This is a genomic window from Pseudomonas sp. PI1, from assembly GCF_000812405.1.
GTDB classification, from domain to species: Bacteria; Pseudomonadota; Gammaproteobacteria; order Pseudomonadales; family Pseudomonadaceae; genus Pseudomonas; species Pseudomonas citronellolis.
This window is the reverse complement of sequence record NZ_JWMC01000078.1, coordinates 79,834-100,666: the sequence shown is the minus strand read 5'-3', so window position 1 is coordinate 100,666 and position 20,833 is coordinate 79,834. Positions and strand designations below refer to the sequence as shown.

The 20,833-nt window shown below is 66.9% G+C and carries 17 protein-coding genes; 11 read left to right on the top strand and 6 right to left on the bottom strand.

Annotated elements, in window-relative coordinates:
- Positions 1 to 12: 12 nt before the first annotated feature.
- From arcA to RN02_RS24485, 4 genes are all read left to right on the top strand, one after another.
- Positions 13 to 1,269, top strand: a complete 1,257-nt coding sequence (gene arcA, locus RN02_RS24500; protein ID WP_043317527.1) for an arginine deiminase — start codon at positions 13 to 15, stop codon at positions 1,267 to 1,269.
- A 108-nt stretch (positions 1,270 to 1,377) separates the two neighbouring features.
- Positions 1,378 to 2,388, top strand: a complete 1,011-nt coding sequence (locus RN02_RS24495; RefSeq protein ID WP_009613905.1) for an ornithine carbamoyltransferase — start codon at positions 1,378 to 1,380, stop codon at positions 2,386 to 2,388.
- A 69-nt stretch (positions 2,389 to 2,457) separates the two neighbouring features.
- The gene (gene arcC, locus RN02_RS24490) at positions 2,458 to 3,390 is read left to right on the top strand and encodes a carbamate kinase (RefSeq protein ID WP_043317525.1); all 933 of its coding nucleotides are present in this window, start codon (positions 2,458 to 2,460) and stop codon (positions 3,388 to 3,390) included.
- A 284-nt stretch (positions 3,391 to 3,674) separates the two neighbouring features.
- Positions 3,675 to 5,579: a beta-ketoacyl synthase gene (locus RN02_RS24485; RefSeq protein WP_043317523.1), complete on the top strand. Its 1,905-nt coding sequence runs from the start codon at positions 3,675 to 3,677 to the stop codon at positions 5,577 to 5,579.
- A gap of 349 nt (positions 5,580 to 5,928) precedes the next feature.
- Here RN02_RS24485 and RN02_RS24475 read toward each other — a convergent pair whose 3' ends face one another.
- Positions 5,929 to 6,753, bottom strand: a complete 825-nt coding sequence (locus RN02_RS24475) for an HDOD domain-containing protein (RefSeq protein ID WP_116425215.1) — start codon at positions 6,751 to 6,753, stop codon at positions 5,929 to 5,931.
- 243 nt (positions 6,754 to 6,996) lie between these two features.
- Between RN02_RS24475 and RN02_RS24470 the strand changes: the two genes are divergently transcribed.
- Both RN02_RS24470 and ilvD read left to right on the top strand, forming a co-directional pair.
- Positions 6,997 to 8,193, top strand: coding sequence for a class I SAM-dependent rRNA methyltransferase (locus RN02_RS24470; protein ID WP_043317519.1), 1,197 nt, complete (start codon positions 6,997 to 6,999; stop codon positions 8,191 to 8,193).
- A gap of 388 nt (positions 8,194 to 8,581) precedes the next feature.
- Positions 8,582 to 10,420, top strand: coding sequence for a dihydroxy-acid dehydratase (ilvD, locus tag RN02_RS24465; RefSeq protein ID WP_043317516.1), 1,839 nt, complete (start codon positions 8,582 to 8,584; stop codon positions 10,418 to 10,420).
- Between the two features lie 108 nt (positions 10,421 to 10,528).
- Here the strand turns inward: ilvD and RN02_RS32770 are convergent, their stop codons facing one another.
- Positions 10,529 to 11,005, bottom strand: a complete 477-nt coding sequence (locus RN02_RS32770; protein WP_081884576.1) for a pilin — start codon at positions 11,003 to 11,005, stop codon at positions 10,529 to 10,531.
- 322 nt (positions 11,006 to 11,327) lie between these two features.
- On the opposite strand from RN02_RS32770, the gene RN02_RS24455 reads away from it, so the two are divergent.
- Positions 11,328 to 12,716, top strand: a complete 1,389-nt coding sequence (locus RN02_RS24455; protein WP_043317514.1) for a nucleobase:cation symporter-2 family protein — start codon at positions 11,328 to 11,330, stop codon at positions 12,714 to 12,716.
- Between the two features lie 49 nt (positions 12,717 to 12,765).
- Complete coding sequence (locus tag RN02_RS24450) at positions 12,766 to 13,233, top strand: metallophosphoesterase family protein (protein WP_152623811.1); 468 nt, start codon at positions 12,766 to 12,768, stop codon at positions 13,231 to 13,233.
- A gap of 159 nt (positions 13,234 to 13,392) precedes the next feature.
- On the opposite strand, the gene RN02_RS24445 is transcribed toward RN02_RS24450, so the two are convergent.
- Both RN02_RS24445 and RN02_RS24440 read right to left on the bottom strand, forming a co-directional pair.
- Positions 13,393 to 14,766 carry a GTPase/DUF3482 domain-containing protein gene (locus RN02_RS24445; RefSeq protein ID WP_043268289.1) on the bottom strand — a complete coding sequence of 458 codons (1,374 nt, stop codon included), beginning with the start codon at positions 14,764 to 14,766 and terminating at the stop codon, positions 13,393 to 13,395.
- Positions 14,759 to 16,150, bottom strand: a complete 1,392-nt coding sequence (locus RN02_RS24440) for a DUF2868 domain-containing protein (protein WP_043317512.1) — start codon at positions 16,148 to 16,150, stop codon at positions 14,759 to 14,761. The genes RN02_RS24445 and RN02_RS24440 overlap by 8 nt, the downstream gene beginning before the upstream one ends.
- A 187-nt stretch (positions 16,151 to 16,337) precedes the next feature.
- Between RN02_RS24440 and RN02_RS24435 the strand changes: the two genes are divergently transcribed.
- Genes RN02_RS24435 through RN02_RS24425 form a run of 3 tightly spaced genes read left to right on the top strand, consistent with a single transcriptional unit; the run spans position 16,338 to position 18,956 of the window.
- Positions 16,338 to 17,357, top strand: coding sequence for a hypothetical protein (locus tag RN02_RS24435; RefSeq protein WP_043317510.1), 1,020 nt, complete (start codon positions 16,338 to 16,340; stop codon positions 17,355 to 17,357).
- Complete coding sequence (locus tag RN02_RS24430) at positions 17,354 to 18,415, top strand: hypothetical protein (RefSeq protein WP_052267839.1); 1,062 nt, start codon at positions 17,354 to 17,356, stop codon at positions 18,413 to 18,415. Before RN02_RS24435 ends, RN02_RS24430 begins: the two co-directional genes overlap by 4 nt.
- Positions 18,416 to 18,434: 19 nt before the next feature.
- Entirely contained in the window at positions 18,435 to 18,956 is a 522-nt protein-coding gene (locus RN02_RS24425) for a dihydrofolate reductase (RefSeq protein ID WP_043317508.1), read from the top strand.
- A 190-nt stretch (positions 18,957 to 19,146) separates the two neighbouring features.
- Here the strand turns inward: RN02_RS24425 and lgt are convergent, their stop codons facing one another.
- Positions 19,147 to 19,980, bottom strand: coding sequence for a prolipoprotein diacylglyceryl transferase (gene lgt, locus RN02_RS24420; protein ID WP_043317506.1), 834 nt, complete (start codon positions 19,978 to 19,980; stop codon positions 19,147 to 19,149).
- 9 nt (positions 19,981 to 19,989) lie between these two features.
- On the bottom strand, positions 19,990 to 20,778 hold the full coding sequence (locus tag RN02_RS24415; protein WP_043268279.1) for a sulfite exporter TauE/SafE family protein: 789 nt from the start codon (positions 20,776 to 20,778) through the stop codon (positions 19,990 to 19,992).
- Positions 20,779 to 20,833: the final 55 nt, after the last annotated feature.

Below are 20,833 nucleotides of genomic sequence, written 5' to 3'. Positions count from 1 at the left end.
CTGGAGACACTCATGAGCACGGAAAAAACCAAACTTGGCGTCCACTCCGAAGCTGGCAAATTGCGCAAAGTGATGGTCTGCTCGCCCGGTCTTGCCCACCAACGCCTGACCCCTAGCAACTGCGACGAGTTGCTGTTCGACGACGTAATCTGGGTAAACCAGGCCAAGCGCGACCACTTCGATTTCGTCACCAAGATGCGCGAGCGCGGCGTCGACGTCCTGGAAATGCACAACCTGCTGACCGAGACCGTCCAGAACCCCGAAGCGCTGAAATGGATCCTCGACCGCAAGATCACCGCCGATAGCGTCGGCCTGGGCCTGACCCACGAACTGCGCGCCTGGCTGGAAGGCCTCGAGCCGCGACGACTGGCCGAATTCCTCATCGGTGGTGTGACCGCCGACGACATCCCGGAAAGCGAAGGTTCCAAGCCGCTGAAGATGTTCCGCGACTACCTGGGCCACTCCAGCTTCCTGCTGCCGCCGCTGCCCAACACCCAGTTCACCCGCGACACCACCTGCTGGATCTACGGCGGCGTGACGCTGAACCCGATGTACTGGCCGGCGCGTCGCCAGGAAACCCTGCTGACCACCGCCATCTACAAGTTCCACCCGGAATTCACCAACGCCGAATTCGAAATCTGGTACGGCGACCCGGACAAGGACCACGGCTCCTCCACCCTCGAAGGCGGCGACGTCATGCCCATCGGCAATGGCGTGGTGCTGATCGGCATGGGCGAGCGGACTTCCCGCCAGGCCATCGGCCAGGTCGCCCAGTCGCTGTTCGCCAAGGGCGCGGTCGAGAAAGTCATAGTCGCCGGCCTGCCGAAGTCCCGCGCGGCCATGCACCTGGACACCGTGTTCAGCTTCTGCGACCGCGACCTGGTCACCGTCTTCCCGGAAGTGGTCAAGGAAATCGTCGCCTTCACCCTGCGCCCGGACGAGAAGAGCCCCTACGGCATCAACGTGCAGCGCGAGGAGAAGGACTTCATCAGCGTGGTCGCCGAGGCCCTGGGCCTGAAGAAACTGCGCATCGTCGAGACCGGCGGCAACAGCTTCGCCGCCGAGCGCGAGCAGTGGGACGACGGTAACAACGTGGTCTGCGTCGAGCCCGGCGTGGTCATCGGCTACGACCGCAACACCTACACCAACACGCTGCTGCGCAAGGCCGGCGTGGAAGTCATCACCATCAGCGCTGGCGAGCTCGGCCGCGGCCGTGGCGGCGGCCACTGCATGACCTGCCCGATCATCCGCGACCCGGTCGACTACTGATCGCCACAGCCCACCCTACTCAATGCGGCGGCCCCGGCCAGGGCCGCCCGCCCCGCCAGCCACAAGCTGTACTGACGAGGCCGATCCCATCCCACAAGGAGAAAGAACATGGCTTTCAACATGCACAACCGCAACCTGCTCAGCCTGATGCACCACAGCACCCGCGAGTTGCGCTACCTGCTCGACCTGTCCCGCGACCTCAAGCGCGCCAAGTACACCGGCACCGAGCAGCAACACCTCAAGGGCAACAACATCGCCCTGATCTTCGAGAAGACCTCCACCCGCACCCGTTGCGCCTTCGAGGTCGCCGCCTATGACCAGGGCGCCAACGTCACCTACATCGACCCCAACTCCTCGCAGATCGGCCACAAGGAGAGCATGAAGGACACCGCCCGCGTGCTCGGCCGCATGTACGACGCCATCGAGTACCGTGGCTTCAAGCAGGAGATCGTCGAGGAACTGGCGCAGTACGCCGGCGTACCGGTGTTCAACGGCCTGACCGACGAGTACCACCCGACGCAGATGCTGGCCGACGTGCTGACCATGCGCGAGCACAGCGACAAGCCGCTGCACGACATCGCCTACGCCTACCTGGGCGACGCCCGCAACAACATGGGCAACTCCCTGCTGCTGATCGGCGCCAAGCTCGGCATGGACGTGCGCATCGCCGCGCCGAAAGCGCTGTGGCCGAGCGACGAACACGTCGCCGCCTGCAAGAAATTCGCCGAGGAAAGCGGCGCCCGCATCACCCTCACCGAAGACCCGAAGGAAGCCGTCAAGGGCGTGGACTTCATCCACACCGACGTCTGGGTTTCCATGGGCGAGCCGGTGGAAGCCTGGGGCGAGCGCATCAAGGAACTGCTGCCCTACCAGGTCAACCTGGACATCATGAAAGCCGCCGGCAACCCGCGCGTGAAGTTCATGCACTGCCTGCCGGCCTTCCACAACAGCGAAACCAAGGTCGGCCAGCAGATCGCCGCCCAGTACCCGAACCTGAAGAACGGCATCGAAGTCACCGAAGACGTCTTCGAATCCCCGTACAACATCGCCTTCGAGCAAGCGGAGAACCGCATGCATACCATCAAGGCGATCCTCGTTTCGACCCTCGCCGACATGTGATCGACGGATGCGCGCCCCGGGCCCGGCCTGCCGGCCCGGGGGCGTCTTCAGCTTCAGGAGGAAATGACTATGCGTATCGTCGTCGCATTGGGCGGCAACGCCCTGCTGCGTCGTGGCGAACCCATGACTGCGGCCAACCAGCGTGAAAACGTAAGGATCGCCGCCGAACAGATCGCCAAAGTGGCGCCTGGCAACGAGCTGGTGATCGCCCACGGCAACGGCCCGCAAGTGGGCCTGCTGGCCCTGCAGGGCGCCGCCTACGACAAGGTCACGCCGTACCCGCTGGACGTCCTCGGCGCCGAGACCGAGGGCATGATCGGCTACATGATCGAACAGGAAATGGGCAACCTGCTGCCCTTCGAAGTGCCCTTCGCCACCATCCTCACCCAGGTCGAGGTGGACGCCAAGGACCCGGCCTTCCAGCATCCGACCAAGCCGATCGGCCCGGTCTACGCCAAGGAAGAAGCCGAAGCCCTGGCCAAGGAGAAAGGCTGGAGCATCGCCCCGGACGGCGACAAGTTCCGCCGCGTGGTGGCCAGCCCGCGGCCCAAGCGCATCTTCGAGATCCGCCCGGTGAAATGGCTGCTGGAGAAAGGCACCATCGTCATCTGCGCCGGCGGCGGCGGCATCCCGACCATGTACGACGAGTCCGGCAAGAAACTCTCCGGCGTCGAGGCGGTGATCGACAAGGACCTGTGCTCCTCGCTGCTGGCCCAGGAACTGGATGCCGACATCCTGATCATCGCCACCGACGTGGACGCGGCCTACATCGACTGGGGCAAGCCGACGCAGAAGGCCATCGCCCAGGCCCACCCGGACGAACTGGAACGCCTCGGCTTCGCCGCCGGTTCCATGGGCCCGAAAGTGCAAGCCGCCGCCGAATTCGCCCGCGCCACCGGCAAGGATGCGGTGATCGGCTCGCTGGAAAACATCGTGGCCATCACCCAGGGCAAGTCCGGCACCCGCGTCAGCACCAAAAAACCCGGCATCGAGTACCGCTGAGTCCGTTCTGCAACCCCGCCCGGGAGCCACACCGGCTCCCGGCGCCTTCGCGCATCCGTTCCACCCCCTCCTTCCTGGCAAGTTCGTCGCCTTTCGCCGTCAATCCCTGGCCAAAAGCGTGACTCGGCAGTCATCATCCTCGTCAGCATAAGCATTCCAATCACAGAGCTGCCGCCGGGCTTGTGCCCCTGATCCGTGATGTCGCCTCCCTGCGCCTCGCGTGCACCCTGGTCGCGCCATCCGGTCCTGCACAGGACGGGCCTATATGAAGGAGTTTGCGAGAGATGTCTCGACTACCGGTCATCGTTGGTTTTGGTGGGTATAACGCCGCGGGTCGCAGTTCCTTCCACCATGCGTTCCGTCGCACCGTCCTGGAGTCCCTGGACGAGCAGGCCCGCCAGCAGACCCTCGCCGGCCTGGCCGTGATGATGAAGCTGGTGAAGTTCGAGGACGGCCACTACCTGGACGCCGCCGACGGCGCGCGCCTGGACCTGGCCGCCATCGAGCGGCGGCATGCCACGCAGATCCTCGGCTCCACCCTGATCCGCCGCATCGAGAAGCAGTACTTCGACGTCGATGCCGCGCACTGGCACAAGAACCTCACCCTCGAAGCCGACGGCGCCCAGCCGCTGAGCTTCACCACTGCGCGCAAGCAGCTGCCCGAGCCGCTGCCGGCCAACTGGTCGGTGGAAGAACTGGCCGACAACCAGGTCCGCGTCACCCTCCACGACAGCGTCGAGGTCAAGGTCGACAGCTACCGCGAGATGCCGGTGAAGTCCGCCGGCCAGTTGCCCACCGGCTTCGAGCCGGGCGAGCTGTACGCCTCGCGCTTCCACCCGCGCGGCCTGCAGATGGCCGTGGTGGGCGCCACCGACGCGATCCGCTCGGTGGGCATCGACTGGCAGCGCATCGTCGACCGCGTGCAGCCCGACGAAATCGCCGTGTTCTCCAGCAGCATCATGAGCCAGCTCGACGACAACGGCTTCGGCGGCCTGCTGCAGTCGCGTCTGAAGGGCCACCGCGTCAGCGCCAAGCAGCTGCCGCTGGGCTTCAACAGCATGCCCACCGACTTCATCAACGCCTACGTACTGGGCAGCGTCGGCCTCACCGGCAGCGTCACCGGCGCCTGCGCCACCTTCCTCTACAACCTGCAGAAAGGCATCGAGGCCATCACCTCCGGCCAGGCGCGGGTGGTCGTGGTGGGCAACAGCGAAGCGCCGATCACCTCGGAAATCGTCGAGGGCTACGCGGCCATGAGCGCCCTGGCCACCGAGGAAGGCCTGCGCAACATCGAGGGCCGCCCGGACGTGGACTTCCGCCGCGCCAGCCGCCCGTTCGGCGAGAACTGCGGCTTCACCCTGGCCGAGTCCAGCCAGTACGTGGTGCTGATGGACGACGCCCTGGCCCTGGAGCTGGGCGCCGACATCCACGGCGCGGTGACCGACGTCTTCATCAACGCCGACGGCTTCAAGAAATCCATCTCCGCCCCCGGCCCGGGCAACTACCTGACCATGGCCAAGGCCGTGGCCGCCGCCATGCAGATCGTCGGCGAGGAAGGCGTGCGCCGCCGCAGCTTCGTCCACGCCCACGGCTCCAGCACCCCGGCCAACCGCGTCACCGAGTCGGAAATCCTCGACCGCGTGGCCAAGGCCTTCGGCATCGCCGACTGGCCGGTGGCCGCGGTCAAGGCCTTCGTCGGCCACTCCCTGGCCACCGCCAGCGCCGACCAGCTGGTCTCCGCCCTGGGCACCTTCAAGTACGGCCTGCTGCCGGGCATCAAGACCGTCGAGACCTTCGCCGACGACGTGCACAAGGATCGCATCGCGCTGTCCAACAAGGACCGCCGCCGCGACGACCTGGACGTCTGCTTCATCAACTCCAAGGGCTTCGGCGGCAACAACGCCACCGGCGTGCTGCTCTCCCCGCGCCTGGCCGAGAAGATGCTGCGCAAGCGCCACGGCGCCACCGCCTTCGACGCCTACCAGGCGCGCCGCGAGCAAACCCGCGCCGCCGCCCAGCGCTACGAGGAACAGGCGCTCAAGGGCCAGTTCGACATCATCTACAACTTCGGCAACGACATGATCGACGACCGCGACATCCGCATCGGCGCCGAGGAAATGAGCGTGCCGGGCTTCGCCCAGCCGCTGGTGTACAAGAAGGACGAGCGCTTCAGCGACATGCTCGACTAAAGCGCCGCGTTCATGAAAAGGCCGGGCAGATGCCCGGCTTTTTCATTGTGCTGTCCCGCGCCTTGGCGCACTTCGGTCGGTTCTCTTGCACTTGTAGGAGCGCGCCCTGCGCGCGAATCGCGGGCAGGGCCCGCTCCTACGTTGTTTTCTGGGCTCCCGGGGGTATGAGGATGGTGCCTGGCTTCGACGCTGCTCAGGACAGCCCCCTCTCCCGCTTGCGGGAGAGGGTTGGGGAGAGGGCGCTCTTAAAGGGCATCGGTATTCCTGCCAACGGCGGATAACCGCGAACGGTTATACGCCCTACGTTGCGGGGAAGCACGATGATAGGAACGGACTCCATCCGCGATCCCTAATAGCTCCCCTGCCCCACGCCCAGTTCGAGGATGCTCGACTTCAGGTTCTCGAAGTCGTATTCGGTCAGCCCCACGTAATCCAGCACCAGGGCGCGGATGCTCTCCCACTCGTGGTCCTCCGGCTGGTTGCCGAGGATGCGGTGCGAGCCGCAGATGTGCTCGGCCATCTTGAGGATCGCCAGCAGGTTCTTCAGCTGGGTGTTGCGGCTGCTTTCCTCGCTGAACACCGTGAGCGCGTTGTGGTGGTTGGCGATGGCCTCGCAGACGTGCTCCGGCAGGCGCCAGGAGCGCGCGGTGAAGTAGCCGACCACGGCGTGGTTGGTGTTCAGCACGCGGTTCTCGGTGTCCACCACGCGGCGCTCGTCGCTGGCGCTGGCATAGGCCTCCTCCAGCACCGCCATGTAGTGCGGGAAGCGCTTGAGCATCAGCGGGATGCCGCAATTGTGGAACAGCCCCAGGGCATAGGCCTCGTCCACCGACTCGTAGCCGATGCGCTTGGCCAGGGTCAAACAGCTCATGGCCACGTCCTGGGCGGTGTCCCAGAAGCGGTTGAGGGTGACGATGGTGTCGTCGCTCATCTCGCCCTTGATCGACTGGGCGTTGATCAGGTTGATCACCGAGCGGCTGCCCAGCAGGTTGACCGCGCGCTGGATCGAGGTGATGCGGTTGGCCAGGCCGAAGAACGGCGAGTTGACCAGCTTGAGCAACGCGCCGGACAACCCGGGGTCCTGGCTGATGAGCTTGGCGATGGCCTTCAGGTCGGGGTTGGGCATGACCTGTTCCATCTGCAGGTCGACCATGATCTGCGGTTGCGGCGGCACGCTGATGCCCTGCAGGGTCTGGCGGATCTGTTCGGCGGAGAGTTCTTGGACCATGGGGACGGTCTGGAAAAGTTGACGGGGCGCACAGTTTACCCAGACGGACGACTTCTGGAACTGCCGATTTAGACAGAACCGTATCGGCAGCCGCGACGCGAACTTTATGCCTGCTCATCACGCCCGCGCGGCATCGGCAACCCCGGCGGCCAGCGGTTATAATCTCGCTCTTTTTCCCGGAGCACCGCCATGACCCTGCCCAGCTTGCGTCTGAAAGCCAACGCCGAGCGCCGCCTGCGCGCCGGCCACCTGTGGGTCTACAGCAACGAGGTGGATGTCCAGGCCACGCCGCTGAACGCCTTCGCCGCTGGCGACCAGGCGATCCTCGAGATGGCCAATGGCAAGCCGCTGGGCGTGGTGGCGCTGAGCCCGAACAACCTGATCTGCGCACGCCTGGTTTCCCGCGACACCAAGCACGTTCTCGACAAATCGCTGCTGGTACACCGCCTCAACGTCGCCCTGAGCCTGCGCGAGCGCCTCTTCGACAAGCCCTTCTACCGCCTGGTCTACGGTGACGCCGACCTGCTCCCCGGCCTGGTGGTGGACCGCTTCGGCGACGTGCTGGTGGTGCAGCTCGCCTCGGCGACCATGGAGAAGCACCGCGACGACGTGCTCGCCGCCCTGCTGCAGGTGCTCAAGCCCACTGCCGTGCTGTGGAAGAACGACTCCAGCGCGCGCGATGCCGAGGGCCTGGAGCGCTACGTGGAGAATGCCTATGGCGAAGTGCCCGAGTGGGTCGCCCTGGAAGAGAACGGCGTGCGCTTCGAGGCCCCGGTGCTGGCCGGGCAGAAGACCGGCTGGTTCTACGACCACCGCATGAACCGCGCGCGCCTGGCGCCCTACGTGAAAGGCAAGCGCGTGCTCGACCTGTTCAGCTACATCGGCGGCTGGGGCATCCAGGCCGCGGCCTTCGGCGCCAGCGACGTGATGTGCGTGGACGCCTCCGGCTTCGCCCTCGACGGCGTGGAGCGCAACGCCACCCTCAACGGCCTGTCCGACAAGGTCGCCTGCGTGGAAGGCGACGTGTTCGACGCCCTGCGCGAGCTGAAGGCCGCAGACGAGCGCTTCGACGTGGTCATCGCCGACCCGCCGGCCTTCATCAAGCGCAAGAAGGACCTGAAGAACGGCGAGGCCGCCTACCGCCGCCTCAACGAACAGGCCATGCGCCTTCTCTCCAAGGACGGCATCCTGGTCAGCGCCTCCTGCTCCATGCACCTGCCCGAGGACGACCTGCAGAACATCCTGCTCGGCAGCGCCCGCCACCTGGACCGCAACCTCCAGCTGCTGGAACGCGGCGGCCAGGGCCCGGACCACCCGGTGCACCCGGCCATCGCCGAGACCCGCTATATCAAGAGTCTGACGGTGCGGTTGTTGCCCAATAGCTGATAGCTTCAAAGCTGGAAGCTGGAAGCTGGAAGCTGGAAGCTGGAAGCTGGAAGCTGGAAGCTGGAAGCTGGAAGCTGGAAGCTGGAAGCTGGAAGCTGGAAAAGTATTCCAGGCGCCGCTCTTTCTTCAAGCTTCCAGCTTCAGGCTTCCAGCTGCCCCCACCCGCCGACCATCAGCCTTTCCCTGGCGGCGGCGGCCGGCGTAGAATCCTGCACATCCCTCGCCAACATCCCCCGGCGGGCCCGTGAGCCCCGGCCGCGCGGGCGGTGACCCCGCCCCGTCTTGCAGCCCCCTCCGAGCATGCAGCTCCATCTGCCGTTTGCATGTGCCTCGAACGACGCTCACGATAAGACTCTTACCGATGCCTGATTAGCCGCAGGAACTCGTCATGCCCGATTACCGCTCGAAAACCTCCACCCACGGCCGCAACATGGCCGGCGCCCGCGCCCTCTGGCGCGCCACCGGGATGAAGGACGAAGACTTCAAGAAACCGATCATCGCCATCGCCAACTCCTTCACCCAGTTCGTGCCCGGCCACGTGCACCTGAAGGACCTGGGCCAACTGGTCGCCCGCGAGATCGAGAAGGCCGGCGGCGTGGCCAAGGAATTCAACACCATAGCCGTGGACGACGGCATCGCCATGGGCCACGACGGCATGCTCTATTCCCTGCCGTCGCGCGAGATCATCGCCGACTCCGTGGAATACATGGTCAACGCCCATTGCGCCGACGCCATCGTCTGCATCTCCAACTGCGACAAGATCACCCCCGGCATGCTGATGGCCGCCCTGCGCCTGAACATCCCGGTGGTGTTCGTCTCCGGCGGGCCGATGGAGGCCGGCAAGACCAAGCTGGCCAGCCACGGCCTGGACCTGGTCGACGCCATGGTGGTCGCGGCGGACGATTCCTGCTCCGACGAGAAGGTCGCCGAATACGAGCGCAGCGCCTGCCCCACCTGCGGCTCCTGCTCCGGCATGTTCACCGCCAACTCGATGAACTGCCTGACCGAGGCCCTGGGCCTGTCGCTGCCGGGCAACGGCTCGACCCTGGCCACCCACGCCGACCGCGAGCAGCTGTTCCTGCGCGCCGGCCGTCTGGCCGTGGAACTGTGCCAGCGCTACTACGGCGAAGGCGACGAGTCTGTGCTGCCGCGCAACGTCGCCAGCTTCAAGGCCTTCGAGAACGCCATGACCCTGGACATCGCCATGGGCGGCTCGACCAACACCATCCTGCACCTGCTGGCCGCAGCGCAGGAGGCGGAGATCGCCTTCGACCTGCGTGACATCGATCGCCTGTCGCGCAAGGTGCCGCAGCTGTGCAAGGTGGCGCCAAACATCCAGAAGTACCACATGGAAGACGTGCACCGCGCCGGCGGCATCTTCTCCATCCTCGGCGAGCTGGCCCGCGGCGGCCTGCTGCACACCGACGTACCGACCGTGCACAGCCCGAGCATGGCCGACGCCATCGCCCAGTGGGACATCACCCAGACCCGCGACGAAGCCGTCCACACCTTCTTCAAGGCAGGCCCCGCCGGCATCCCCACCCAGACCGCGTTCAGCCAGAACACCCGCTGGCCGAGCCTGGACGACGACCGCGCCGAAGGCTGCATCCGCAGCGTCGAGCACGCCTACTCCGCCGAAGGCGGCCTGGCCGTGCTGTACGGCAACATCGCCCTCGACGGCTGCGTGGTGAAGACCGCCGGCGTGGACGAGTCGATCCACGTGTTCGAAGGCAGCGCGAAGATCTTCGAAAGCCAGGACGCCGCGGTGAAGGGCATCCTCGCCGACGAGGTGAAGCCGGGCGACATCGTGATCATCCGCTACGAAGGCCCGAAAGGCGGCCCGGGCATGCAGGAAATGCTCTACCCCACCAGCTACCTGAAGTCCAAGGGCCTGGGCAAGCAATGCGCCCTGCTCACCGATGGCCGCTTCTCCGGCGGCACCTCGGGCCTGTCCATCGGCCACGCCTCGCCGGAAGCCGCCGCGGGCGGCGCCATCGGCCTGGTCAAGGATGGCGACAAGGTGCTGATCGACATCCCCAACCGCAGCATCAACCTGCTGGTCAGCGACGAAGAACTGGCCGCCCGCCGCATCGAACAGGACAAGAAAGGCTGGAAGCCGGCGCAGCCGCGTGCCCGCCGCGTCAGTACTGCGCTGAAGGCTTATGCGTTGCTGGCTACCAGTGCTGACAAGGGGGCGGTGCGGAACAAGGCATTGTTGGACGGCTGATACTCCGAACAATTAAAAAGCCCGGGGTGCTCCCGGGCTTTTTAATTGGCGGAAGATAAGATATCCAACCAAACTTTACTTCTACGTTACCTATTGAAATCCCATTAGTTAGGGATTACCACCACCGCCAGCCTGCTCGGCGGCAGCGCAACCCTTGGGAACAAAAGCCGAAGGCATATCCGAGTTTGTTTCACACTTAAATCCACCCGCAGCTGAAATAGTTCCATCAGCCGCATACGTAGTCTTAACATATTTCAAATCTATATATGCATTAGTTCCAAGTCTCTTGGCATCACGAAGAGTACATTTTATTCCAGCCTCGCCCACATCAATAGCCGAGCAGTTAGGCGTTTCATTGCCGGGAAGACCGACGCTGGCTATAGTGGGAATACGATCTGCTATGATATCTAACTCAAAAGGCGCCTTATGCGTAGCCATTTCCGCAAGACCGGCAGCAGCTTTAGCAGTTGCGGTGTAGTCCTGATAAGCCGGAAGGGCAATTGCTGACAAGATACCGATAATTGCAACAGCAATCATCAGTTCGATCAGGGTAAAACCCTTTTGCAGGGTGCGATATCGTCTCATATTCCTTCTCCATGAGTTATTAATTCTTTACCCGCAAAGTTCTGACCAAAACCAGCGGACAAATGAATTAGATCTTCCATGAACAAGACAAATATGTAGTCCCACTCCCTCAGGCGTGACTGAATTTTCCCCAACATCCAAACACGCTTGACAGCACTCAAAACCGCCCAACAAAAGATGACAAATAATGGCAGATAATGCCGTTACCACCGACACTTCCTGACAGTTAGTGTCACCTCCCAAAGAAAAATCCCTGCCCTATGGCACTGTCCGATCCCGCCCCCACCCCGTAAAATCCCGCTCTTTTTCCCGGACTGCCGCCATGAGCTCCCTCGAGAACCCCGTCACCGCCGACAAGGCCCAGCGCGACCTGGTCTACGGCCTGGAAGACCGTCCCGCCCTGCCCGTCGCGCTGCTCGCCGCGCTGCAGCACCTGCTGGCGATCATCGTGCCGATCGTCACCCCCGGCCTGCTGATCTGCCAGGCGCTGGGCGTTTCCGCCCGCGACACCAACCTGATCGTGTCCATGTCGCTGGTCATCTCCGGCATCGCCACCTTCGTCCAGTGCAAGCGCTTCGGGCCGTTCGGCGCCGGGCTGCTGATCGTCCAGGGCACCAGCTTCAACTTCGTCGGCCCGCTGATCGCCGGCGGGGCGCTGATGGTCAAGCAGGGCACGCCGGTGGAGCAGGTGATGGCGGCCATCTTCGGCGTGGTCATGGCCGGCTCCTTCGTGGAGATGGGCGTGTCGCGCATCCTGCCGTTCGTGAAGCGGCTGATCACCCCGCTGGTGACCGGCATCGTGGTGCTGATGATCGGCCTCACCCTGATCAAGGTCGGCCTGATCAGCATGGGCGGCGGCTTCAGCGCCATGGGCAACGGCACCTTCGCCAACGGCGAGAACCTGCTGCTGTCCGGCACCGTGCTGGCGATCATCGTGGTGCTCAACCGCATCCCGGTGGTGTGGATGCGCAGCGGCGCCATCGTCATCGCCCTGGCCGTGGGCTACGCGCTGGCCGGCTACCTGGGCCGCCTGGACTTCAGCGGCATGCACCAGGCCGCGATGTTTCAGGTGCCGACGCCGCTGCACTTCGGCCTGAGCTTCTCCTGGGCGCTGTTCATCCCGATGCTGGTGATCTACCTGGTCACCTCGCTGGAGGCCATCGGCGACGTCACCGCCACCAGCCAGGTGTCGAAGCAGCCGGTGGAAGGCCCACTGTGGATGCAGCGGATCAAGGGCGGGGTGCTGGTGAATGGCGCCAACTCGCTGCTGGCGGGCATCTTCAACACCTTCCCCAGCTCGGTGTTCGCGCAGAACAACGGGGTGATCCAGCTGACCGGCGTGGCCAGCCGCCACATCGGCCTGTGGATCGCCGCGATGCTGGTGGTGCTGGGCCTGTTCCCCAGCGTCGCCGGGGTGATCCAGGCGGTGCCCGAGCCGGTGCTCGGCGGCGCGGCCATGGTGATGTTCGGCGCGGTGGCCGCCTCGGGCATCAACATCCTCGCCGGCACCCACCTCGACCGCCGCGCCCTGCTGATCATCGCCGTCAGCCTGGCCCTGGGCCTGGGCGTGTCGCAGGTGCCTGAATTCCTCGCGCACATGCCGGCGGCGCTGCGCAACGTGCTGGAGTCCGGCGTCGCCACCGGCGGCATCTGCGCCCTGCTGCTGAACTGGTTCCTGCCGGAAACACCGGCGGCCAGGGCCCAGCACTGAACCAGCCACGACGCCACCCTCGGGTGGCGTCGTCGTTTATGCTGGATGCATGAGCACTTCCCTGCGCGTCGGCGTAATAGCCGACACCCACAACCTGCTGCGTCCCGAAGCACTGGAAGCCCTGCGCGGCTGCCAGCGCCTGCTGCACCTGGGCGACATCGGCAAGCCGGCGATCCTCGATGCGCTGCGCCAACTGGCGCCGCTGGACGTGGTGCGCGGCAACAACGACACCGAAGCCTGGGCCGAGACCATTCCCGAAACCCTGGGCCTGGAACTGGGCGGGCTGCGCCTGTACCTGATCCACGACCTCAAGCAATTGGCCATCGATCCACGGGCCGAAGGCTTCGACGTGGTGCTGGCCGGGCATTCGCACAAGCCGCTAGAGGAAGTGCGCGACGGGGTGCTCTACCTCAACCCCGGCAGCGCCGGGCCGCGGCGCTTCAAGCTGCCGATCTCGCTGGCGATCCTGAGCATCGCGGACGGCCAGGCGTCGGTGGAAATGATCGAGCTCGGCTGAACGTAGGGCGAATAACCGTTCGCGGTTATCCGCCGCCTGGCCTTGGCCGCTGGCCCGCTCGCTGTTGGGCTTGGCGCTGGCCGGGTATGCGCCAGGGCTCGGCCAAGACGCGGCAGCAACGGAGGTGTAGCGGCGTATAACCGTTCGCGGTTATCCGCCCTACGGTTCCAATAGCTGCTGAGCCAGGGCGTCTACCTGCTCCTGGCGTTCGCTCTTATCCACCCGCTTGCGGCCATTCAAGGTCGACCACTCCGGGTGCGCCCGCGCCTTGCGCAGCGCCTCGGGCAGCTTGCCCTCGCGCCATTGCTTGTCTTCCGGCGAATCGACGCGAATGGCTTCCATGGCCGCATGGCCCCGCGTCTGCAATGCCGCCAGCAGCTGGCGCTGGCGCAGGGCGAGCAGGCGCAGCACGCTGTCGTCCACCGAGAGTTCGCGCTGCCCCTTGAGCTTGCCGAGCAGGCGCTGGCCGTAATGGCCGACGGTCTGCCAGGCGCCGCCGGCCAGGGCGCCGAGGGCGGTGGCGGCGCCCAGGGTCAGGCCGCCCACCAGCAGGTCGATGCCCGCGCCAGCCGCGGCACCGGCAGCTACTCCACCGCCCAGGCGCACACCGAGCTGACGCAGGGTCTCGGGGTTGAACAGGTCGTCGCCCCAGCGGCCGTCCAGCAACGGCAGGTCGGCGGCGCGGGCATCGTCCTTGCGGAAGGCGTAGAGGCGCAGCAGGGCCTGTACGCAGGCTTCCTCGCGCTTGCGCACGCGGTCGCGCAACACTTCGGTGGCCAGGCGGATGGCCTCGGCATCGCCCGGCACCAGGTCGCGGCAGGCGGCAACGTCCACCAGCAGTTCGGCGATCAGCTTGGCGCCGGCTTCGCGGCGAGCCACGGCCTGGGCCTCGTGGTCCCGGATCAGCCGTTCCAGCTGCGGGCGCGACTTCTCCAGCAGCAGCGCCAGGCTTTCGTAGAGCCGGCGTTCGCCATCCAGCGGCGGCGCCACGCTGTCGAAGCGCACCAGCGCATGCAGGCCCAGGCGCGATAGGGCCTCGCGCCATTGCTCCTCGCGGTGGTTGGCGCTGGCGACGAAGTTCAGCACCGGCAGCAGCGGCCGCGCACAGCCGGCGAGTACCGCCAGTTCGTCGCGGTACTTGGCCAGCACCGGTTCGCGGGCGTCGATCACGTAGAGCCCGGCGTCGGACGCCTGCAACTGGCGCAGCACCTTGGCTTCCTGTTCGAAGCGGCCGCGCGCCTCGCTGCCGTCGAGGAAGCGACGCAGCTTCTCCGGGCCGTCCAGGCGCTCGCCGGGGCGTTCCAGGGCGTCGAGAAAGTCGCGCAGGGCGATGGCGTCCTCCAGGCCCGGCGTGTCGTACAGCTCCAGCAGCGACTCGCCGTCCACCGACAGGCGCGCGCCCTCGACGTGGCGGGTGGTGCTGGGACGGTGCGAGACCTCGCCGAAGCCGACGTCGCGGGTCAGGGTGCGCAGCAGCGAGGTCTTGCCGACGTTGGTGTGGCCGACCACGGCCAGCCTGAGGGGCTCAGTCATGTCCGCTCTCCAGCCAGGCCAGGGGCGATGCGCCGCTGTGCGGCAGGTTCAGCTTGTCGATGGCGGCATGCCAGTCGGCCAGGCGGTCGCTGTCCAGGCCGCTGCCCGCCGGCGGCTGCAGCAGCCAGACGCGGGTGGCGCCGGCGCAGCGCGACAGCTCGGCGATCAGCGCTAGGGTGCCGCGGTCCGGCGAGCGCCGCGGGTCGCAGGCGATGGCCAGGCGCGCCGGCGGGTAGCGGGTCAGTTGTTCCAGCAGGCGGCGGCGTTGTGCGCCATCGTCCAGCACGCCGGCATCGGCCACGCCGGCCGGCAGCTTCGGCGGCCAGGGCTGGCTGTCGTCCAGTTCGATGGCCACCAGCAGGGCGCCGTCCGCGCTGGCGGCGGGGTTCTGCGCCTGGGGCTCGACCAGGCTGGCCGGCGCGGCATCGTTGACGCCCAGGCGCTCGCTGCTGGGCAGCAGGCGTTCGCGCAGCAGGCTGTAGCCGGGCAGCGAGAGGTCCAGGCGCAACGCCGCGCGGCCGCGGCGCCAGCGCCACAGGCAGAAGGCCCAGAGCAGCAGGCGCGGCAGCAGGCCGTAGACCGCCAGGATGCCCACCAGCCAGCCGGCCCAGGCGTGGCGCGCCGCCTCGCTGGCCACCAGGGCATCGCCGCTGGCGCGCACCAGGTCGCTGTCCGGCAGCGGGAAGCCCAGCAACGAAGGCAGTGCGCCGAGGCCTTGGGTGAGGAAAACGAAGGTGTCGCCGCCGAGGATGGTGGTTTCCCAGACGAAGCCGTAGCGCCGCGTCGAGAGCAACGCCAACAGCACCACCATGGCCGCGCCCAGGGCCAGCAACCACAGGCCGTGGACCAGCATGCCCAGCGCCCAGCGCGTCAGGCGCTGGCGGCCGAGCAGCACCAGCAGCGCCGGCGCCAGTTGCGCGGCGCGGGCATCGCGCGCCAGCTTGCCGCTCAGCCATAGCCAGAGACGGCCCAGCGCGCCGGCCGCCTCGCCGCCGCCAAGGGCGAAACCCGCGGCCCAGCCGAGCAGCATCAGCAGGTCCAGGCCGAGCAGGCTGGCCAGGGCCCAGAACACATTGACCGGGCGCTGGCCATCGCCGAGGGCGGCCAGGGCCAGGCCGGCGCCGCTGAGCAGGGCGAGGAAGATCAGCAGGTAGAAGGCCAGTTGCGCGCCCTGTTTCCACAGGCGCAGGGCGCTGTCCAGCTCGTCGCGGCCGGCCAGCCACAGGGCGCGGTTCTCGATGCGCCGGGGCAGTTCGCCGCCGGCGGCGATGGCGCGGCGGTTGGCCTCGGCGTCCTCCAGCGGGCCGGCCTGCTCCTCGCGCAGGCGCACGGCTTCGCACAGCCACAGTCGGTCGAAGGCGGAAGGTGGGGCGCTATCGCTCACAGTGTCTCCGGCACGGGTTCCTGGGGCGCAAGCATAACCGCTGTGCCGCGCCGCGTCCGCCCGCCAGCTCTCCGGGGTAACGGTAACACCGGCGCCCGCCGACCGAACCAAGGAAGGGCTTACCCGGCGCGCCCACGGGTATAGGGTGCCAAAGCCAACCAGAACAACAACAACAACGAGGCCCGCCATGCCGCGCGTCCTGCCCTGCGCCCTGCTCCTGCTGGCCGCCGCCCACGCGGCGGCCGTGGAAACGCCCCCGGTGCGCCCCTCCGACTGGGGCCCGGACACCCCGCTGATGCAGGCGGTGCCGCCGCGCCAGCTGGACGACAAAGTCGGCCAGCGCGCCTCCGACAGCGACGAGTCGAAGCTGTGGATAAGCCACACCGACTTCCGCCTGCACGACGACATCGGCTTCTTCATCCGCCGCATGCTGATCCGCATGAGCTCCAACGGCCCCAAGGGCACGCCGCTGATGCTCGACGACCCCAGGGCCATGGTCGCGCGCATCCAGGCCGGCGACATCTTCGTCGCCGACGCCACCCTCGCCACCCTGCTCAACGCCGAACTGCGCGGCGCCGACGCGCCGGTGCGCAACCTGGTCCTGGCCACCCGCAAGGACGGCCAGGAAGTGCGCGGCGAGTTGCTGCGCAAGGGCCGCTGGCGGCCGCTGCGGATGCTCACCGGCATCGAGCAGGCCGGCCCGCTGAAGGTGGCGCTGGTGCCGCAACGCATCTTCGTCGACGGCGTGGACGTCACCCCTTCGCTGAGCGCCGCCTCCATCGAGATGTCAGAGGTGCTGCAACTGCACACCGCGCACATGCAACTGGTCGGCAACCGCATCCTGGTCGACCTCGACGGCCTGTTCCCGCCGCCGCGCCTGGAGTTCGCCGTGCGCAGCCTGAAGCTGGCCGACGGCGGCATGGACCTGCAGTTGGGCGACGACCTGGCCAGCCTGCAATGGCCGCAGTTGCAGGCGCCGGAGAGCTACATGTTCATCCAGGGCGGCGACATCAAGATGGCCCGCACCATCCTGGTCAAGGCCTACGCCCTGTTCACCAGTCTCAGCCCCGGGCAGCCGCTGCTGTTCAACCTCTACGACTACCGCCGCCAGCTGCAGTATGGCGAGATCCGCCTGCGCCAGGACGGCATGGTGCACATCGCGGTGTCGCCGGTGAAGGCGCCGGCCCCGCAGGAGAAAGCCCTATGAAGCGTCTGCTGCCCCTGCTCCTCGCCCTGCCCCTGCTTGCGCAGGCGCAGAGCGCCATCGACCGCCAGCAGCAGGAACTGCAGCTGCTGCGCCAGGGCTGGTTCCAGCAGACGCCGCCGGACGCCGGGCACGCCGCCAGCCGCCCGGGCGGCGTGCGCGATTCCGGCCAGGACGGCGTCGGCCTGCTGCTGCACAACGTGGACATGTACTTCGAGGGCGGCATCGGCTTCCACAGCCCGCAGCTCAATGGCTGGCTGGTGCCGCTCAAGGCCGGCGCGCCGGTGGATTTCGACCGCCCGCAGGACATGCGCATCCAGGTCACCGAGGGCGAGGTGATCCTCGACCCGCAGCAACTGGCCAGCCTGTTCAACGAGCGCATCCTGGCTTATCCACAGAGCATGCTGCGCAACTTCAGCATGAGCATCGACGGCGAGCGCCTGCGCGTCAGCGGCGAAGTACAGCCCCTGGGCATCGGCCCCTGGCTGCCGCTGCGCCTGGCCGGCAGCGTGCGCCTGGAGGGCGACGAGATCCTCTACCAGCCGGACCAGGTCAAGGTCCTCGGCGTGCCGGCCTACGGTGCCATGAGCCTGGTCGGCCTGCACCTGGATTCGCTGGTCGACCTGCAGCGCCCCGGCGCCCTGCTGCGCGACAACGCCATGCGCCTGGACTACCACCAGGTGTTCCCGCTGGTGGGCATCGACGGCAAGGTCGATGCCGCCTGGCTCGATGCGCAGGGCCTGCACCTGCGCTTCGCCCGCCCGGCCGGCAGCCCGCCGCCGCGCTTCGAGCCGCCCAGCCTGGCCGGTCCTTCGTACATCTGGCTGCAATCGGGCGACCTGAAGATCTTCGAGATCCTCATCACCTACGCGCAGGTGCTGCTCAAGGCCGAGCAGCCCGGCCAGACGCTGGCGTTCAGCCTCAAGGACTACCGCAAGGTGCTGGCCACCGGCATCACCCAGGTCAACGAGGACGGCACCTTCTTCATGCGCGTGCCGCCCTACGCGAACGACGCGCCGGCCCAGCGGCTGGTATCCTCTGCCACCGATGGATCACCCTGAGCACATGACCGGAGCCACGATGTCCCAAGCCCCTTCCCGCCTGCCGCTGGCGATGATCGCCGCCCTCGCCGAGAACCGCGTGATCGGCGTCGACAACCGCCTGCCCTGGCACCTGCCGGCCGACCTCAAGCACTTCAAGGCGCTGACCCTGGGCAAGCCGATCATCATGGGCCGCAAGACCTGGGACTCCCTCGGCCGCCCGCTGCCCGGCCGGCTCAACCTGGTGGTCAGCCGCCAGGCCGGCCTGAAGTTGGAAGGTGCCGAGGTCTTCACCTCGCTGGACGCTGCGCTGCAGCGCGCCGATGCCTGGGCGCGGGAGGAGGAAGCCGAGGAGCTGATGCTGATCGGCGGCGCCCAGCTCTACGCCGAGGCCCTGCCCGTGGCCGAGCGCCTGTACCTGACCCGCGTGGCCCTGAGCCCGGCGGGCGACGCATGCTTCCCCGAGGTGGACGAAAGCCGCTGGCACCTGGCGTCCAGCATCGAGCATGAAGCCACGGCAGAAACGCCGGCCTATGCCTTCGAGGTCTGGGACCGCGCTTGAGGGGCTCTTAGCCTGGCAGGATCGACTGTCTTGCCCACTGAACCGAGGTGCTTTCCGTAGGATGGGTTGAGCTTGCGAAACCCATGCGGTCTCGGTGATGGGTATCGCTTCGCTCAACCCATCCTACGGGTGTCGCGTTTGCCGGAGGAGGCAGGCGGGCTTGCTCGCTTCTACGACAAGCCGCCGTCCGTCAGGGGGTCGCCGGCTTCGCCGCCGCATGGCGGTAGGCCCAGACCATCAGGGCGATGCCGCCGAGGATCATCGGCACGCACAGCAGCTGACCCATGGTCAGCCAGTCCCAGGCCAGGTAGCCCGGGCCGCCGTTGCCGCCGGCGCCCTGGTCGGCGTCGGGCAGGCGGAAGAACTCGACGAAGAAGCGGAAGCAGCCGTAGCAGAGGATGAACAGGCCCGACACCGAGGCGGTCGGCCGCGGCTTGCGCGAGAACATCCAGAGGATGGCGAACAGCACTATGCCTTCCAGGGCGAACTCGTACAGCTGTGACGGGTGGCGCGGCAGCTGCGCCGGGTCGCTGTAGGGCGGGAAGATCATCGCCCAGGGCACGTCGGTGGGCTTGCCCCACAGCTCGGCGTTGATGAAGTTGCCGATGCGCCCGGCGCCCAGGCCGATCGGCACCAGCGGGGCGATGAAGTCCATCAGCTGGAAGAAACTCTTGCCGTTGCGCTTGCCGAACCACCAGGTGGCCAGCATCACCCCAATCAGCCCGCCGTGGAACGACATGCCGCCCTCCCAGACCTTGAACAGGTTCAGCGGGTTGGCCAGGTAGAAGTCCAGCTTGTAGAACAGCACGTAGCCCAGGCGCCCGCCGAGCACCACGCCGCAGGCGACCCAGAACACCAGGTCGGAGAGCTTCTCCTTGCTCCAGGTCGCATCGAAACGGTTCAGCCGGCGCGAGGCCAGCAGCCAGGCGCCGCCGATGCCGATCAGGTACATCAGCCCGTACCAGTGGATCTTCAGGGGGCCGAGCGACACCGCGACGGGGTCGATCTGTGGATAGGGCAGCATCGCTTACTCCTAGGGTTTGATCAGGAAACTCATGCCGATGCAGAACATCAGCAGAGCGAACAGGCGCTTGAGCACCTTGGCCGGCAGGCGGTGCGCCAGGCGCGCGCCGATGCGGGCGAAGAACATGCTGGTGACGGCGATGCCCACCAGCGCCGGCAGGTAGACGAAGCCGAAGCTCCACTGCGGCAGCTCGGGCCGGTGCCAGCCGACCACGATGAAAGAAATCGCCCCGGCGATGGCGATGGGCAGACCGCAGGCCGAGGACGTAGCCACCGCCTGCTGCATGGAGACGCCGCGCCAGGACAGGAAAGGCACGGTCAGCGAGCCGCCGCCGATACCGAAGATCGCCGAGGCCCAGCCGATGAAGCCGCCGGCCGCGCCCAACCCGCCCTTGCCCGGCAGGCTGCCGCCGGCCTTGGGTTGCAGGCCCAGGGTCATCTGGATGGAGATGAGCACGGCGAAGACGCCGATGATCTTCTGCAGCACCGCTCCCTTGATGGCCGAGGCGGTCAGCGCGCCCAGGGCGCTGCCGACGACGATGCCCACGGTCATCCACAGGAACACCGGCCAGAGCACCGCGCCGCGGCGATGGTGTTCGAGGATGGAATTGACCGAGGTGAAGACGATGGTAGCCAGCGAGGTGCCCACAGCCATCTGCGTCAGCACCTCGACGGGAAAGCCATGGGCGGTGAAGCTGAACACCAGCACCGGGACGATGATCAGGCCGCCGCCGACGCCGAACAACCCGGCCAGCACGCCCGCGCAGGCACCCAGCACCAGGTAGAGAAGGAACTCCATGGAGACCTCGGGTGGCAAAAGCGGCATGGTACCGAAAATGCGCCGGCGACGGCAG

Bases quoted from the DNA above. Each gene is read 5' to 3' on its own strand.
- RN02_RS24495 (WP_009613905.1), top strand. From the start codon at position 1,378: ATGGCTTTCAACATGCACAACCGCAACCTGCTCAGCCTGATGCACCAC.
- RN02_RS24470 (WP_043317519.1), top strand. From the start codon at position 6,997: ATGACCCTGCCCAGCTTGCGTCTGAAAGCCAACGCCGAGCGCCGCCTG.
- RN02_RS24425 (WP_043317508.1), top strand. From the start codon at position 18,435: ATGTCCCAAGCCCCTTCCCGCCTGCCGCTGGCGATGATCGCCGCCCTC.
- arcA (WP_043317527.1), top strand. From the start codon at position 13: ATGAGCACGGAAAAAACCAAACTTGGCGTCCACTCCGAAGCTGGCAAA.
- RN02_RS24485 (WP_043317523.1), top strand. From the start codon at position 3,675: ATGTCTCGACTACCGGTCATCGTTGGTTTTGGTGGGTATAACGCCGCG.
- lgt (WP_043317506.1), bottom strand. From the start codon at position 19,980: ATGCTGCCCTATCCACAGATCGACCCCGTCGCGGTGTCGCTCGGCCCC.
- ilvD (WP_043317516.1), top strand. From the start codon at position 8,582: ATGCCCGATTACCGCTCGAAAACCTCCACCCACGGCCGCAACATGGCC.
- RN02_RS24430 (WP_052267839.1), top strand. From the start codon at position 17,354: ATGAAGCGTCTGCTGCCCCTGCTCCTCGCCCTGCCCCTGCTTGCGCAG.
- RN02_RS24450 (WP_152623811.1), top strand. From the start codon at position 12,766: ATGAGCACTTCCCTGCGCGTCGGCGTAATAGCCGACACCCACAACCTG.
- RN02_RS32770 (WP_081884576.1), bottom strand. From the start codon at position 11,005: ATGAGACGATATCGCACCCTGCAAAAGGGTTTTACCCTGATCGAACTG.
- arcC (WP_043317525.1), top strand. From the start codon at position 2,458: ATGCGTATCGTCGTCGCATTGGGCGGCAACGCCCTGCTGCGTCGTGGC.
- RN02_RS24435 (WP_043317510.1), top strand. From the start codon at position 16,338: ATGCCGCGCGTCCTGCCCTGCGCCCTGCTCCTGCTGGCCGCCGCCCAC.
- RN02_RS24445 (WP_043268289.1), bottom strand. From the start codon at position 14,766: ATGACTGAGCCCCTCAGGCTGGCCGTGGTCGGCCACACCAACGTCGGC.
- RN02_RS24455 (WP_043317514.1), top strand. From the start codon at position 11,328: ATGAGCTCCCTCGAGAACCCCGTCACCGCCGACAAGGCCCAGCGCGAC.
- RN02_RS24415 (WP_043268279.1), bottom strand. From the start codon at position 20,778: ATGGAGTTCCTTCTCTACCTGGTGCTGGGTGCCTGCGCGGGCGTGCTG.